Genomic DNA, 15,469 nt, shown 5'->3' with positions numbered 1-15,469 from the left:
CGGCCTTTTTTTGCGCTTGCAGCGGGCTCGGTTGATCCGTGACACTGTTAAGCCAGCATCGCGCCTCATTCGTTGTGGAGATTGCCGTCATGGCCAACGAACTCTATACCCGTACCAATCAGAAAATTTACTTCGCGGGTTTGTCCCTGGAAGCCCTTGGTCGTGCCGAGGAAGGGAAGGAGATGAATGCTATCGCGCTGGTTCAGGCGGGGCGTGAAGCGGCCTTATTCCACCTGTACGGCGCCTTGCTGGGCCTGTGCCATGAAATCGCCGGGTTCTACCGCTTGCCCCAGGCCGGTTCGCCCCGTGCGGAAATGATCATGAGCCGTGAAGTGCTGGAGACCATGGCGATTCCTGAGCTGGCGGAACTGGTAGAGATGGCCCAGAGCCCAGACAGCTGGGTGGCGCGCCTGCTCAAGGCCCATGCCGATATGTTTCAGCCGCCGCGTGTTCCCCATGTGCCTAAGGGTGACGTGAGGCAGCCATTGATCTTGGCAGTTGCGTTGGAGGAGGACGAGCCTAAGTCATTGAGCCGGGAAGAGTTGGAGGGCTGGCGACAGGAGCTGAAGAAGATGGCGCTGCGCTTTCGTGAGGGCCTGAACGAGTGCTAAACCCCGAGTAGGTTTAGAAAGCACCGTTCATCAAGCTGTAAAGAAACCTCCCTAGATCCTCAGCGAGGCTGGGTGGATGACTGATATAATCCCGGCCTTTCGTGGAGAACAGACTTTTATGCCGACGTCCTTTCTGGAAATTGTTGAGTTGCCTGACGGCCGAATCGAGCTGCGTCGGGCTGAGGACGAGGGTTCTCTGGTTATTCTGGACTTTTCAGAGGACGCAAAAGCGTTCCTGCAAGGCCAGCACGTGGAAGTGGCAAAAGCCATGTTGAGCGTAGGTGTGCAGATGGCTGGTCGCCTGGCGGAAGGCGAGCCGGAGAAAGAGGATGGGTCGCGGGTTCTTCACTGAGTCTGTGCCGCGCGCTGCTTATTGCGAGCGGATTTTTTGATGAGTGTACTTGTTGTGGTGAGCGGGCTTGCCCCGCGTTGGGTTGCGAAGCAGCCCTAAAACCAGGCGCCGTGGATTATCCGATATACCGCATTAATCTATTCAGGGCTGCTTCGCAGCCCAGCGCGGGGCAAGCTCGCTCGCCACAGAAGCTCGCTAAGCATAATGAGCATGCTCACTACAATCAGCCCTCTTCGCGCCCTCATCAAACCCAGCTTTTTATCCCAATCTAATATTTAAACTCTGTGCATCACCCGTGCGTGCGGCACTTATCAATTGCTGCTTGGCCGTCGCATTCAGCGGATTCAACCAGCTCACCACCGTATGGCTACGACCCAGGCGCAACGCTTCGCATGTCAACTGCTGGGCACTTTGTGCGCCGCGCGGTTGCAGTAACAGGATGCGCTCACGATTGAGGCCGGCGTCCCGCAGCCAGGCCTGTGTAAGGCTGGCGGGCGGGGCAATCAGGGTCAACCAGCGTGCATCCTGATCTTCGCTCAGATCACGCAGGATAGGTGCCAATAGGCTCAGGCAGCTCCCGGCCGCACCGCGCAACGACAGTTCACTGAACGCCTCGGGTTCAGCGCTCCAGGGCGCCTCTACCGTTTCCTTGAGGATGGGCGCAAGGGGTTGAGCCATAAAGGCCTCGAACAGCGACAGTTGTGTGTGTTGTGGGGTGTGTACGAGCTGCATGATGCCTCCTTTAGCGGCGAATGACGCCGACGCTCAAGCCTTCGATCACCAGGTCCTGATCTTTCAGGTTTACTTCAATCGGAGCGAACTCAGGGTTCTCGGCCAGGAGCCAGACCTTGCTGCCTTCGCGCTTGAAGCGTTTTACGGTGACTTCATCGCCGATGCGGGCGACGACGATCTGGCCATTACGGGCTTCGCGGGTGGTGTGGACGGCTAGCAGGTCGCCGTCAAAGATGCCCACGTCTTTCATGCTCATGCCGTGCACCCGCAACAGGTAGTCGGCACGCGGATGGAAAAAAGTCGGGTTGATGTTGCAGGACTCCTCGACGTGCTGTTGTGCCAGGATCGGCGCACCAGCGGCAACGCGGCCAATGATCGGCAGTGTTGATTCGTCGGCCTTGGCTTCGAAGCCAGGGATGCGAATACCGCGCGAGGCACCGGGGGTCATCTCGATCGCACCTTTGCGGGCGAGTGCCTTGAGGTGTTCTTCGGCGGCGTTGGGGGACTTGAACCCGAGTTCCAGCGCAATCTCAGCTCGTGTCGGCGGGTAGCCGTTGTCATCGAGGCAGCGCTTGATAAAAGCCAGAATCTCAGCTTGGCGTGGCGTCAGTTTTAGCATGTTGATCGCTCTGTCTTTTTATACAGTGACTGGGATTATATACAGTGAACTGCACTTGGCAATCATCCTTTTCTGTGGCTCCGCTGGACGGTCATTCGCCATCCTTCCTACAACGCAGGTATGGCACTGCCTACAGACCTGAAGGGATGTGATTAAATAGCGATGAAATAGATGACTGACCGGCCGGAAAGCGAACCCGCAGGCTTGACAAGACACACCCTGAAACGTATGTTTCAAACAAGTGTTTGTCAGGCGGAGTAGTCATGGCCCAGTCGGAAACCGTTGAACGCATTCTCGATGCTGCCGAGCAATTGTTCGCGGAAAAAGGATTTGCTGAAACTTCATTGCGGCTGATCACTAGCAAGGCAGGGGTCAACCTCGCCGCTGTGAACTACCATTTCGGCTCGAAAAAAGCCCTGATCCAGGCGGTGTTCTCTCGCTTCCTGGGGCCGTTTTGCGCAAGTCTCGATCGTGAGCTAGAGCGTCGCCAGGCCAAGGCCGACAACAAGCCCAGCCTGGAAGAGCTGCTGGAGATCCTCGTCGAGCAAGCCCTGGTGGTTCAACCGCGCAGTGGCAACGACCTATCGATTTTCATGCGCCTGTTGGGCCTGGCTTTCAGCCAAAGCCAGGGCCACTTGCGGCGTTACCTGGAAGACATGTACGGCAAGGTGTTCCGCCGCTATATGTTGCTGGTCAACGAAGCGGCGCCGCGTATCCCGCCTATCGAACTGTTCTGGCGTGTGCATTTCATGCTGGGTGCGGCGGCGTTCAGCATGTCGGGTATCAAGGCACTGCGTGCGATTGCCGAGACCGATTTCGGCGTCAACACCTCCATCGAACAGGTCATGCGCCTGATGGTGCCGTTCCTCGCCGCCGGCATGCGTGCCGAAACCGGTGTGACCGATCCGGGCATGGCCGCTGCCCAGTTGCGTCCACGCAGCAAAACTGCGCCGGTTCCTGCCAAGGTTTGACTGCGCCGGGTGTGCGCGGCTGCTTGCATCCGCTAAGCTAGCCGCCATGCCGAATTCAGCTATTTACTCGCAACCCGTTGTGCTTGCCGCGCGTATCGCGCGAAGCAAGTGCACCGGGTTGTGTGCGTTATTTAAGGAAGGTTTATGACTGCTGCCCTGCAAGGTTCTTTGATGGTCGACGTTGCCGGTACCTGGCTGACGGCCGAGGATCGCCACCTGTTGCGTCAGCCTGAAGTGGGTGGCCTGATTATTTTTGCGCGCAATATCGAGCATCCGCGCCAAGTGCGTGAACTGAGCGCGGCGATTCGCGCGGTGCGCCCGGATTTGCTGCTGGCCGTCGATCAGGAAGGCGGTCGTGTACAACGTTTGCGCCAAGGCTTCGTGCGCCTGCCGGCTATGCGTGCGCTGGCGGATAACCCCAACGCTGAATACCTGGCCGAGCAGTGCGGTTGGATAATGGCCACCGAAGTGTTGGCTGTCGGCCTGGATTTAAGCTTCGCCCCGGTGCTGGACTTGGACTACCAACGCAGCGCGGTGGTTGGCACCCGTTCCTTTGAGGGCGACCCCGAGCGTGCTGCGGTGCTCGCAGGTGCCTTTATTCGTGGCATGAACAGCGCTGGCATGGCTGCGACCGGCAAACACTTCCCTGGACATGGTTGGGCAGAGGCTGATTCCCACGTCGCCATTCCCAATGACGAACGTAGCCTGGAACAGATTCGCGCCAATGATCTGGTGCCTTTCGCACGTCTGAGCAAGCAATTGGCGGCGGTGATGCCGGCTCACGTCATCTACCCGCAAGTCGACGCCCAGCCTGCTGGTTTCTCGCGCCGTTGGTTGCAGGACATCCTGCGCGGCGAGCTGCAATTTGACGGGGTGATTTTCAGTGATGACCTGTCCATGGCCGGTGCTCATGTGGTCGGCGATGCGGCCAGTCGTATCGAAGCGGCATTGACGGCCGGCTGTGACATGGGGCTGGTGTGCAATGACCGTGCTGCTGCGGAGCTTGCCCTCACTGCGGCGCAGCGGATGAAAGTCACTCCATCGCCCCGAATTGCGCGCATGCGTGGTAAGGCGATTGCTTCGACCGATTACAAGCAGGATCCGCGTTGGTTGGCGGCGCTCACTGCGTTGCGAAAGGCTCAGTTGATCGGCTGAACATCGCGGTGAGGCCATCGCAGGCAAGTCAGCTCTCACAGGGTGTTCATTCCAGGTGTGTGGCTTGCCTACCAAACAATCTAACGGTCAGCGCTTCTCTTGCTTATCAGGCAGCGGCGCAAACAACGCTTCAATTTCCTCATTGCCCAACTGCCAATCCCCGGTGGTTCGTCCATCCAGCACACCCGCCGCCAGGTCGGATTTTTCCTTCTGCAGGTGCTGGATTTTCTCTTCCACCGTCCCTCGGGCAATCAACTTATAGACAAATACCGGCTTCTCCTGCCCGATGCGATACGCACGGTCAGTGGCTTGGTTTTCCGTCGCCGGGTTCCACCACGGATCGTAGTGGATCACGGTATCGGCTTCCGTCAGGTTAAGCCCCACGCCACCGGCCTTCAGGCTTATCAGGAAAATCTGCAACTTGCCGCTCTGGAAATCCTTCACCGGCGTGCGCCGATCCCGGGTCTGGCCGGTGAGCAGCGCGTAGGCAATGCCGCGTTTTTTCAGTTCGACTTCGATCAGGCTCAGCATCGAGGTGAACTGGGAAAACAGCAGGATCCGGCGCCCTTCGGCAAACAACTCGTCGAGCATTTCCAGCAGGCTGTCGAGCTTGCCCGAGCTGCTGCCGCGGGAAGGCAGAGCGGCGTCGTTGACCAAGCGTAGATCGCAGCAGACCTGTCGCAGCTTGAGCAGCGCTTCAAGGATGATGATCTGGCTGCGCGCCACGCCCTTGCGGGTGATCTCGTCGCGGACCTTTTTATCCATGGCCAGGCGCATGGTTTCGTACACGTCGCGCTGTGCCTCGTTGAGGTCGACCCAGTGGATGATTTCGGTCTTGGGTGGCAACTCCGTCGCCACTTGTTCCTTGGTTCGGCGCAGCAGGAAGGGTTTTATCCGGCCGTTGAGGTGCTGCAATCGCACCTCACTGGCGCGCTTTTCGATGGGCACGCGGTAATCACGGTTGAAGCTTTTTACGTCGCCCAACCAGCCTGGCAGCAGGAAGTGGAACAGCGACCACAGCTCGCCCAGATGATTTTCCAAGGGCGTGCCGCTCAGGCACAGGCGCTGCCGAGCATTCAGCTCGCGCGCCGCTTGGGCCGCCTTGCTGGAGGGATTCTTGATGTACTGGGCTTCATCCAGGATCAGTACGTGCAAGGGCAGGGCGGCGAGGTGGTCGATATCCTTGGGCAGCAGGGCGTAGGTAGTGAGCAGGAGATCGTAGTCCTGCAGGTTGGCGAAGTGTTTCTTGCGTCCCGCGCCGTACAGCGCCAATACCTTGAGTTGCGGTGTGAAGTGCGCAGCTTCGTCGAGCCAGTTAGGGATGAGGCTGGTGGGCATCACCACCATGCAGGGCCTGTCCAGGCGTCCGGCAATCTTTTCGCTGAGCAGATGCGCCAGGGTCTGCAGGGTTTTACCCAGGCCCATGTCATCCGCAAGGATCCCGCCGACGTCCAATTGCCGCAGCGACTGCATCCAGCTCAGGCCTTCCAACTGATACGGGCGCAACGTCGCGTTCAAACCCTCGGGCGCCGCACAGGTGAAGTCCTTGATATCCCTCAGGCGTTGGGCAAAGTTGCGGATCTTCTCGCCGCCTTCCCATTGCAGTGGCAGGTCTTCCAGCGGGTTCAACCGAATTGCATCGGCCTTGGCCAAACGCAGCGTGGTGGTGCCAGGGTCCTGTAGGTAAAACTCGCCAAGCGTTGCCAGAACCGGTTTCAGGCGGCCATAAGGTAATGCCACTTGCAGTGGGCCGTGGCCGTTGGGCAGGCCGGGGATATTCACCAGGATCAGTTCGTCATCGCGGCGCCGAGCGAGTTTCTCCGGGTTGAGGATCTCGGTGTGGGAGCGCATCAGATTCAGCAGGATCGGCAATAGGCTCAGCCGCTCTCCGTTGACGATGATGCCCAGTTCCAGGTCAAACCAATCGCGCTCAGGCCCGTCATCGACAGTGGCGTACCAGTCGTCCACCGGGCTCAGGTCGAAACCGAAATCCTCATCGATCTGCAATTCCCAGCCTTCGGCGCGCAGTGTGGGTGAGACGTTGAGGGTGAAGTTCAGCCAGGCGCTGTCATTGACCATTTCGAAGAGCTCGCCAGCGCTTTCCGGCAGTGCCTTGCTCTGGCGGGTGGCGATCTTGAAACCCAGCAGGCGCAGTCGTTCACGAAAGGGTTGTTCCAGCTCCGGATGGCGCTTGATGCGCAGGCTCTGGGTTTCCTGGCGCACGATGATGTCGGCGTTCTTTTGCCCGCTGACATAGTTGCCCAAGTAATTGAACGAGAGCGCGGCACGGTGCTGGATATAGCGCTGCATCTTGCCATTGCGCGGTTCGAACGCACTGAACTCGACACTCGCCAGCCACAGGCGCGGGACCGGCAGCACGTCCTCCATCACCACCTGCGGCAACACCACACGGTTATCCAGTACGGCCTGGAGTTTTTCCAGCAATTCGGCGTCCTGGGCGGCTGCCGGATACGCCAGGGTTTCCTGGACCTTGAGCAAGACTGCAGCGATGTGTTTGCAATTGGTGTGCACCGGGCAGGTGCAGCGGCTGTCTACCAGAATCAGCGAGCCCTTGGCCGATTCGCGCAGCGAGATGGTTTGTCGGTAAACGTTGCCGCCCGAGCCTTCGCAACTGGCGATGATGGTGCTGTCACCGGATTCGACGATGCGCACCCGGTTCTCCAGCGCGTAACGTCGCCCGCGCTCCAGGCTCTGCTCTTTGAAGCGATTGGCCCACGAAGGGGCCAGGGGTTTGGTCAGCGACGATGTCAGGGGCATGGCGCTGGATCAGTCCTGAATGTCGGGCGGTGGTGCGCTGGGTGGCTTGGCGGTCAGCGAAGTGATCTTGATCAGCAGTGCCAGGTGGCCGCCGTCCAGATAGTTGAGTTGGTTGTTCTTGGTGCGCACGTCGGTCTGGTTCAGGTGCTCGCTGGCAATCACGCTGCCCTTGCTGTCGAACTGATTGATCCAGAATTGCGCATCGATATCGGTAAAGCGCCCCAGTTGCAGGTTCAGCGTGCCCTCGATAGGGAACTGACCGAACTGCTCCTCGCCGTCGGTGATCGCGATTTTGACCGGCTGTTCACCGAGGTTCTGTTCCCATGCCTTGTGCGCCAACACGGTGTAACTGTTATCGGCCCTGAGCTTGTCGACGATATTGTTCAGGCGCGGCGGGCTCATCTTGTCGCCCAGGCGCACAGCCCCGGCATCCCAGTTTTCCGGCGCGGCGCGGCTGTTGATCACCGGCTCCGCGTTTTGGCGCACCAGGATCATTTCTACCTGGTAAGGGCTGTCGGCAAATGCCGAAGGCGCCAGTACCACCAACAACAAGCTCAAAATGCGGGACAGGCGCATTGGGGCGTCCTTCAAACAGATTTCGGGATGAGGCGCTCAAACAGCGCCTCCAGGGTATTAAAGCGTTCTTCGGCACGTTCCATCGGCACCATGAATTTGAACAGCGTAGCCCCTTCGAACTTATAGCGGTTGGGTTGGCCCTGGATCAGCTTGATCAGCACCAACGGGTCTACCGGCGTTTGCGCTTCGAACTCGATGCGTCCGCCCTGTGGCCCTGCGTCGACTTTCTTAATACCCAGCTGCTCGGCCTGCAATTTAAGCAAGGTCAGGCGCACCAGGTTCTTGGTCGGTTCCGGCAGCAGGCCGAAGCGGTCGATCATTTCAACCTGCAAATCCTTGAGGCCTTCTTCGTCGGTGGCCGAGGCGATGCGTTTGTACAGGATCAACCGTGCGTGCACATCCGGCAGGTAATCTTCGGGAATCAAGGCCGGCAAGCGCAGGTTGATTTCCGGGCCGCCGCCCAGGGGTTGATCGAGGTTCGGCTGCTCGCCCTTGCGGATAGCTTTCACCGCGCGTTCAAGCATCTCCATATACAAGGTGAAGCCGACGGCCTGGATCTGCCCGCTCTGGCCGTCGCCCAGCAGTTCGCCGGCGCCACGGATTTCCAGGTCGTTGGTGGCCAGCACAAATCCGGCGCCCAGGTCCTGGGTGTTAGCAATGGCTTCCAGGCGCTTCTCGGCGTCGGAAGTGATCTGTTGGCGCGGCGGCGTCAGCAGGTAGGCGTAAGCCTGGTGGTGACTACGGCCGACGCGGCCACGCAGCTGGTGCAACTGCGCCAGGCCGAACTTATCAGCGCGCTCGATGATGATGGTGTTGGCGCTCGGTACGTCGATGCCAGTCTCGATGATGGTCGAGGCGATCAGTACGTTGAAGCGCTTGTGGTAGAAGTCGCTCATCACCTGTTCGAGTTCACGCTCGCGCATCTGACCGTGGCCGATGGCGATGCGTGCTTCCGGTACCAGTTCGGCGAGGTCGGCGGCGCATTTCTCGATGGTTTTTACGTCGTTGTGCAGGTAGTACACCTGGCCACCACGGAGCAGTTCACGCAGCAGTGCTTCTTTGACCGTGCTTTTGTTCTGCTCCATCACGAAGGTGCGCACCGACAGCCGGCGTGCCGGCGGTGTGGCGATGATCGACAGGTCGCGCATGCCCGACACCGCCATGTTCAGGGTGCGGGGGATCGGCGTCGCAGTGAGCGTAAGAATGTCGACTTCGCTGCGCAGGGCCTTGAGCTGTTCCTTTTGACGCACGCCGAAGCGGTGTTCTTCGTCGATGATCACCAAACCCAGGTTCTTGATCTTCACATCGTCCGACAGCAGCTTGTGCGTGCCGATCACGATGTCGATCTTGCCTTCGGCCAGGTCGGCGATCGCGGCGTTCACTTCCTTGGCGGACTTGAAGCGGCTCATCACTTCGACGGTTACCGGCCAGTCGGCAAAGCGGTCGCGGAAGCTGTTGTAGTGCTGCTGGGCGAGCAGGGTGGTCGGGACCAGGATCGCGACTTGTCGGCCGCCGTGGACGGCAATGAAGGCTGCGCGCATCGCCACTTCGGTCTTGCCGAAACCCACGTCGCCGCACACCAGGCGGTCCATCGGCTTTGGCGCGAGCATATCGGCGCGCACGGCTTCGATGGTGGTTTGCTGGTCCGGCGTTTCTTCGAAGGCAAAGCCGGCGCTGAAGGTGGCGTAGTCGGCTTTTGGGTCGGCAAAGGCATAGCCTTCGCGGGCGGCGCGACGGGCGTAAATGTCGAGCAGTTCAGCGGCGACATCGCGCACCTGTTCGGCGGCCTTGCGCTTGGCTTTCTGCCACGTCTCGGACCCCAGGCGGTGCAACGGCGCCAGTGCGTCGTCGCTGCCGGTGTAGCGGGCGATCAGGTGCAGGCTGGCAACCGGCACATAGAGCTTCGCGCCCTCGGCGTACTCCATGGTGAGGAATTCGGCGGCCTGGTTATCGATCTCCAGCGTCTGCAGACCGAGGTAGCGACCCACGCCGTGGTCGATATGCACCACCGGCGCGCCTTCGCGCAGCTCGGTGAGGTTCTTGATCACGGCGTCGTTGTTGGCGTAGGCGCGTTTTTCGCGACGGCGCCGCTGCATCACGCGCTGGCCGAACAGGGGGCTCTCGGCGATCAGTGCCAGGGCCGGATCATCCAGAAGCAGGCCTTCGTCGAGCGGTGCGATGGTGATCGCCAGGCGTTCTTTGCTTTTTACAAAGTCCGGCCAACTGTCGACGGTTTTTGGCCGCAGTTTCAGACGTTCCAACAATTCCAGCAGCACTTCACGACGGCCGGCGGATTCGGCGGTAAACAGCACGCGGCCGGGGAAGTCGCCGAGGAAGTTGGACAAAGCCTCCAGGGGCTGCGTGGCTTTGGCTTGAATCGCCAAATCCGGCAGCGTTCCGGCTGGGAAGCGTTCGCGGCCGCTGCCGGCGTCCACGTCCTGCTGGCTGGCGACAACGCGCGGCCAGTTTTTCAGGCGCGCGAAACAGTCTTCCACCGGCAGGAACAGCTCGGCGGGTGGCAATAAAGGACGGGACGGGTCGACGCGGCGCTCTTCGTAGCGGTTGCGCACGTCGTTCCAGAAGTTTTCCGCGGCTTGCTCGATACCCGGCAGCGAGAACACCTGGGTGTCCTGGGGCAGGTAATCGAACAGCGTGGAGGTTTCGTCGAAAAACAGCGGCAGGTAGTACTCGATACCGGCGGGGGTAATCCCACTGCTCAAGTCCTGGAAGATCGGGCAGCGACGGAAGTCGACATCGAAGCGTTCGCGGAAGCGCGCCTTGAAGCGGGTCACCGCGTCTTTTTGCAGCGGGAATTCCCGCGCGGGTAGCAGCTTGACCGAGTCGACCTTGTCTATAGAGCGCTGGTTCTCCGGATCGAAGGTGCGCAGGGTTTCGATTTCGTCATCGAACAGGTCGATGCGGTACGGCAACTTGCTGCCCATCGGGAACAGGTCAATCAGGGCGCCGCGCACCGCGAATTCACCGTGCTCATACACCGTGTCGACGCAGCGGTAGCCACTGGCTTCCAGGCGCGTGCGCATTTGTTCCACATCGAGTTTCTGGCCGATATCCAGCACCAGGCTGCTGCCCAGCAGGAACTTGGTCGGTGCCAGACGGTGCAGGGCCGTTGTGATCGGCACCACGAGCACACCGTGGGCCAGTTCCGGCAAGCGGTACAGGCTGGCGATGCGCTGTGAAATGATGTCCTGGTGCGGCGAGAACAGGTCGTAGGGCAGGGTTTCCCAGTCGGGAAAATGCAGCACCGGCAAATCGGGGGCGAAGAAGCTCAGCTCCTGCTCCAACCGTTCGGCGCTTTGGCTGTCGGCGGTGAGCAGCAGGGTAAAGCGCTTGGCTGCGCTGGCAGCCTCGGCAATGGCCAGGCTCAGGGCGGCACCGGGCAGGTTGCCCCAGTGCTGTTTACCTGCCGCGGCAGGGAGTAGCGGTAGACGCAGAACGGGCACGGAAGGTTGAGCTCCAAGCGTTGCGACAAAGTCGGTAATTGTAACGGCCCGAGGTGCCGCCTGTCAGTTGCTGACTGAGCCTATTACGGTTTGTAGGAAATGTAGTGGCTAAGACAAACAATGGCGTGTTTTGACTCAATATGTAGTGCCAAAAAGCGTGAATGTTTAGGAGGGTTACGGACAAGTCGGCCGACTCGTTGAACTAGTGGCCTTCTGGAACCCGCGTATTTACTGGGCTGCAGCGGGGCGGTATTTTTTAGCAAGGACTTTTTGTTGCCTGGCGCGCATTGCGACGAGGGCGGTCGGGCGGCATAATGTAGCCCCTTTTTTCAGCCCCTACATGTGGAAGGTTCCCGTGACTCAGAAGCCCGACCAGTGTCTTGGTGAATGGATCGACCGTGAAGCACTCGCAGAAGCGATGATCCCGCTTATCGGTCAGCTGTACCGCAATAACAATGTGGTGAGCTCGATCTATGGCCGCAGCCTGATCAACCAGTCCGTCATCGCGATTCTCAAGGCGCACCGTTTTGCGCGCCATCGCTCTGCCGACGACAGCGAACTCTCCGTCCACGAAACATTCCCACTGCTCAAGGCCATGAGCGAGCTCAAGCTCGGTGCGGCCTCGGTAGATCTGGGCAAGTTGGCGTACAAATTCCGCAAAGAAGGCGCGGGCCGCACTGCCGAGCAGTTCGTGCGTGAAGAAATGGCCGATGTAGTTGGCCAGCAAAACGCCGCTGCCCGTAAAGGCACTGATGTGGTTCTGTACGGCTTCGGTCGTATCGGCCGCCTGCTGGCACGCATCCTGATCGAAAAAACCGGTGGCGGCGACGGCCTGCGCCTGCGTGCCATTGTCGTGCGCAAAGGCGCCGACAACGACCTGACCAAACGCGCCAGCCTGCTGCGTCGCGATTCGGTACACGGTCCGTTCAACGGCACCATCGTCATCGACGAAGAAAACAACACCATCACCGCCAACGGTAACCTGATCCAGGTGATCTACGCGAAGAACCCGTCTGAGGTGGATTACACCCAGTACGGCATCAAGGACGCTCTGCTGGTGGATAACACCGGCGTATGGCGTGATGCCGAAGGCCTGGGCCAGCACCTGGCCTGCCCGGGTGTCGACCGTGTTGTTCTGACCGCACCTGGCAAAGGCAAGCTGAAGAACATCGTGCACGGCATCAACCACGGTGAAATCACTGCTGACGACAAGATCGTGTCCGCCGCTTCCTGCACCACCAATGCCATCGTGCCGGTGCTGAAAGCTGTGAACGACAAGTTCGGCATCGTTAACGGCCACGTTGAAACCGTTCACTCGTACACCAACGACCAGAACCTGATCGACAACTTCCACAAAGGCGATCGCCGTGGTCGTAGCGCCGCGCTGAACATGGTTATCACCGAGACTGGTGCTGCCACCGCTGCTGCCAAAGCTTTGCCTGAGCTGGCCGGCAAGCTGACCGGTAACGCGATCCGTGTGCCGACGCCTAACGTGTCGATGGCGATTCTCAACCTGAACCTTGAGAAAGCCGCCACCCGTGAAGAGATGAACGAGTACCTGCGCTACATGGCGCTGCACTCCGATCTGCACAAGCAAATCGACTACGTCAATTCCCAGGAAGTGGTGTCCACCGACTTCGTTGGCTCGCGCCACGCCGGTGTGGTGGACGCGGAAGCGACCATTACCCAGGACAACCGTGTTGTGCTGTACGTGTGGTACGACAACGAGTTCGGCTACAGCTGCCAGGTGGTTCGCGTGATGGAAGACATGGCTGGGGTTAACCCGCCTGCGTTTCCGCGCTAAGCCTCTGCGTTGAATGAAAAAGCCCCGACTGGTTCGGGGCTTTTTTATGGCTGCAGGTTGTGTGTTGTCGATCAGGGCCTCATCGGGAGCAAGCTCTCTCCCATATTTGAATGTACTCACAAGTCGACATGTGGGAGGGGGCTTGCCCCCGATAGCGGTCGCTCAGTGGATGCATACCCCACGGCAGGCCATTTTCATTTCAACAATTTGCCGCGCAACTCATCAGACAGCCCTTTGGGCGCCAGCCAGATACCCAGGTAGGCCCTGGCCAGTGCCTCATTACGGCTGCTGAACACCACTTGGCCATTGATCTCAAGGTTCAAGCCGCGCCCTGGATGAAAGTCCAAGGCATATCGATCACCTTTGCGTATGTTGCGAAAGCTGGCATGCAGTTGATCCAGCTCGGGCTTCAAGCGTGCGCTGGCTTGCTGGCGCTCCAGCGTAGCGATGGCGGCCTTGATTACGTCGGAGCGGTCGATGTCGCGATAGTAATAAAGCACCAGGCGCAGCGCCTTTTGCTGGTCCCAGGCCTGTCTGGCGCTCAGCGTCGCAGGGGCATATAGCGCCGCCGCGTACACGTCCGCCCAGAGGTACGTGAGCACCGCCTGGTTTTTCAGGACCAGTTCCTGGGACTGTGCCGGGAAATCGGCCTGCTTCAATCGATCCGCCTCATTAGCATGCGCCGTGATCGACAGCATCATCATCAAACAGATAACTATATGTCGCATAATGCCCCGTCCTGAAAAACGTGCGTGCCTACAGGGTAATTCAATTTCTGGCCGTGTCAGGATTTAGCGGTAATCTGCGCCGTGTAGTAAAGGCAATACTGGCCTACGACGCGACCAAGGGTTAATGTGCGCGGCGTTGAGCCTTATATAGACTGTGCCCCGGTTCACACACTTGAGCCAAATTGTCCTTCATGACCGCTGGCCGCGGCATGATTTAGCCAGGCGTCCAACCGTACGCCTGGCCTGTTCTGAGGAGTACGCATGGCTGTCTACAACTACGACGTGGTGGTACTGGGTTCCGGCCCGGCTGGAGAAGGTGCGGCGATGAACGCCGCGAAGGCAGGGCGCAAGGTGGCGATGGTCGATAGCCGTCGCCAGGTCGGCGGTAACTGCACCCACCTGGGTACCATCCCGTCCAAGGCCTTGCGTCACTCGGTCCGCCAGATCATGCAGTTCAACACCAACCCGATGTTCCGGGCCATTGGTGAGCCGCGCTGGTTCTCGTTCCCGGACGTGCTCAAGAGCGCCGAGAAAGTTATCTCCAAACAAGTGGCTTCGCGTACCGGCTACTACGCCCGTAACCGTGTCGACCTGTTCTTCGGAACCGGCAGCTTCGCCGACGAGCAAACCGTCGAAGTGGTGTGCGCCAACGGCGTGGTCGAGAAGCTGGTGGCCAAACACATCATCATCGCCACCGGTTCGCGCCCGTATCGCCCGGCCGATATCGATTTCCACCATCCGCGTATCTACGATAGCGACACCATCCTGAGCCTGGGCCACACCCCACGCAAATTGATCATCTACGGCGCCGGCGTGATCGGCTGTGAATACGCCTCGATCTTCAGCGGCCTGGGTGTATTGGTGGAACTGGTGGACAACCGCGACCAATTGCTGAGCTTCCTCGACTCGGAAATTTCCCAGGCGTTGAGCTACCACTTCAGCAACAACAACATCACCGTGCGCCACAACGAAGAGTACGAGCGGGTCGAAGGCCTGGACAACGGTGTGATCCTGCACCTCAAGTCCGGCAAGAAGATCAAGGCCGACGCCTTGTTGTGGTGCAACGGCCGTACCGGCAACACCGACAAGCTGGGCATGGAAAACATCGGGGTCAAGGTCAACAACCGTGGCCAGATCGAGGTGGACGAGAACTATCGCACCTGTGTAACCAACATCTACGGCGCTGGTGACGTAATCGGCTGGCCAAGCCTGGCCAGTGCGGCGCATGACCAGGGCCGTTCGGCTGCTGGCAGCATCGTCGACAACGGCAGCTGGCGCTACGTGAACGACGTGCCGACCGGGATCTATACGATTCCCGAGATCAGCTCAATCGGCAAGAACGAGCACGAACTGACCAAGGCCAAGGTGCCTTATGAAGTCGGCAAGGCGTTCTTCAAGAGCATGGCGCGTGCGCAGATCGCTGGTGAGCCCCAAGGCATGCTGAAGATCCTGTTCCACCGCGAGACCCTTGAGGTGCTCGGTGTGCACTGCTTCGGCTACCAGGCGTCGGAGATCGTGCACATCGGCCAGGCCATCATGAACCAACCGGGCGAGCAAAATACCCTCAAGTATTTTGTGAATACCACGTTCAACTACCCGACCATGGCTGAAGCCTATCGGGTAGCGGCCTACGACGGCCTCAACCGGCTTTTTTGAGCGGCTCCGGCCGGTGGCCTGAGCCG

General features: G+C 59.6%; 12 protein-coding genes. 6 read left to right on the top strand and 6 right to left on the bottom strand.

Annotation, left to right across the window (positions count from 1 at the left end; all coding sequences use genetic code 11):
- Positions 1–89: 89 nt before the first annotated feature.
- On the top strand, positions 90–611 hold the full coding sequence (locus tag AB4N82_RS02380) for a DUF6586 family protein (RefSeq protein WP_095184113.1): 522 nt from the start codon (positions 90–92) through the stop codon (positions 609–611).
- 118 nt (positions 612–729) lie between these two features.
- Positions 730–963 (top strand): hypothetical protein, encoded by a 234-nt coding sequence (locus tag AB4N82_RS02375; protein WP_032889274.1) that lies wholly within the window; start codon positions 730–732, stop codon positions 961–963.
- Positions 964–1,221: 258 nt separating this feature from the next.
- Here AB4N82_RS02375 and sulA read toward each other — a convergent pair whose 3' ends face one another.
- Together sulA and lexA are read right to left on the bottom strand one after the other, a co-directional pair.
- Positions 1,222–1,695, bottom strand: coding sequence for an SOS-induced cell division inhibitor SulA (gene sulA, locus AB4N82_RS02370; RefSeq protein ID WP_122764929.1), 474 nt, complete (start codon positions 1,693–1,695; stop codon positions 1,222–1,224).
- Positions 1,696–1,705: 10 nt separating this feature from the next.
- On the bottom strand, positions 1,706–2,314 hold the full coding sequence (gene lexA / locus AB4N82_RS02365; protein ID WP_003172575.1) for a transcriptional repressor LexA: 609 nt from the start codon (positions 2,312–2,314) through the stop codon (positions 1,706–1,708).
- Positions 2,315–2,577: 263 nt separating this feature from the next.
- On the opposite strand from lexA, the gene AB4N82_RS02360 reads away from it, so the two are divergent.
- Together AB4N82_RS02360 and nagZ are read left to right on the top strand one after the other, a co-directional pair.
- A complete protein-coding gene (locus AB4N82_RS02360) occupies positions 2,578–3,285 on the top strand; it encodes a TetR/AcrR family transcriptional regulator (protein ID WP_032888800.1) in 708 nt (235 codons plus the stop codon).
- A gap of 144 nt (positions 3,286–3,429) precedes the next feature.
- A complete protein-coding gene (nagZ, locus tag AB4N82_RS02355) occupies positions 3,430–4,440 on the top strand; it encodes a beta-N-acetylhexosaminidase (RefSeq protein WP_032888802.1) in 1,011 nt (336 codons plus the stop codon).
- An 87-nt stretch (positions 4,441–4,527) separates the two neighbouring features.
- Here the strand turns inward: nagZ and AB4N82_RS02350 are convergent, their stop codons facing one another.
- Genes AB4N82_RS02350 through mfd form a run of 3 tightly spaced genes read right to left on the bottom strand, consistent with a single transcriptional unit; the run spans position 4,528 to position 11,255 of the window.
- The gene (locus AB4N82_RS02350) at positions 4,528–7,218 is read right to left on the bottom strand and encodes a DEAD/DEAH box helicase (RefSeq protein ID WP_122764930.1); all 2,691 of its coding nucleotides are present in this window, start codon (positions 7,216–7,218) and stop codon (positions 4,528–4,530) included.
- Positions 7,219–7,227: 9 nt separating this feature from the next.
- Complete coding sequence (locus tag AB4N82_RS02345; RefSeq protein WP_122764931.1) at positions 7,228–7,794, bottom strand: CsiV family protein; 567 nt, start codon at positions 7,792–7,794, stop codon at positions 7,228–7,230.
- Between the two features lie 11 nt (positions 7,795–7,805).
- Positions 7,806–11,255, bottom strand: a complete 3,450-nt coding sequence (gene mfd, locus AB4N82_RS02340) for a transcription-repair coupling factor (protein ID WP_460104295.1) — start codon at positions 11,253–11,255, stop codon at positions 7,806–7,808.
- A 340-nt stretch (positions 11,256–11,595) separates the two neighbouring features.
- On the opposite strand from mfd, the gene AB4N82_RS02335 reads away from it, so the two are divergent.
- Entirely contained in the window at positions 11,596–13,059 is a 1,464-nt protein-coding gene (locus AB4N82_RS02335; RefSeq protein ID WP_032888810.1) for a glyceraldehyde-3-phosphate dehydrogenase, read from the top strand.
- A gap of 194 nt (positions 13,060–13,253) precedes the next feature.
- On the opposite strand, the gene AB4N82_RS02330 is transcribed toward AB4N82_RS02335, so the two are convergent.
- Positions 13,254–13,787 (bottom strand): chalcone isomerase family protein, encoded by a 534-nt coding sequence (locus AB4N82_RS02330; RefSeq protein WP_122764932.1) that lies wholly within the window; start codon positions 13,785–13,787, stop codon positions 13,254–13,256.
- 261 nt (positions 13,788–14,048) lie between these two features.
- On the opposite strand from AB4N82_RS02330, the gene sthA reads away from it, so the two are divergent.
- Entirely contained in the window at positions 14,049–15,443 is a 1,395-nt protein-coding gene (sthA, locus tag AB4N82_RS02325) for a Si-specific NAD(P)(+) transhydrogenase (RefSeq protein WP_032888814.1), read from the top strand.
- The last annotated feature ends 26 nt before the right edge of the window (positions 15,444–15,469 follow it).

The organism is Pseudomonas sp. H1_D04, from assembly GCF_054683855.1.
Note: the sequence above shows the minus strand (reverse complement) of the source record. Positions and strands in the feature narration are given on the sequence as shown.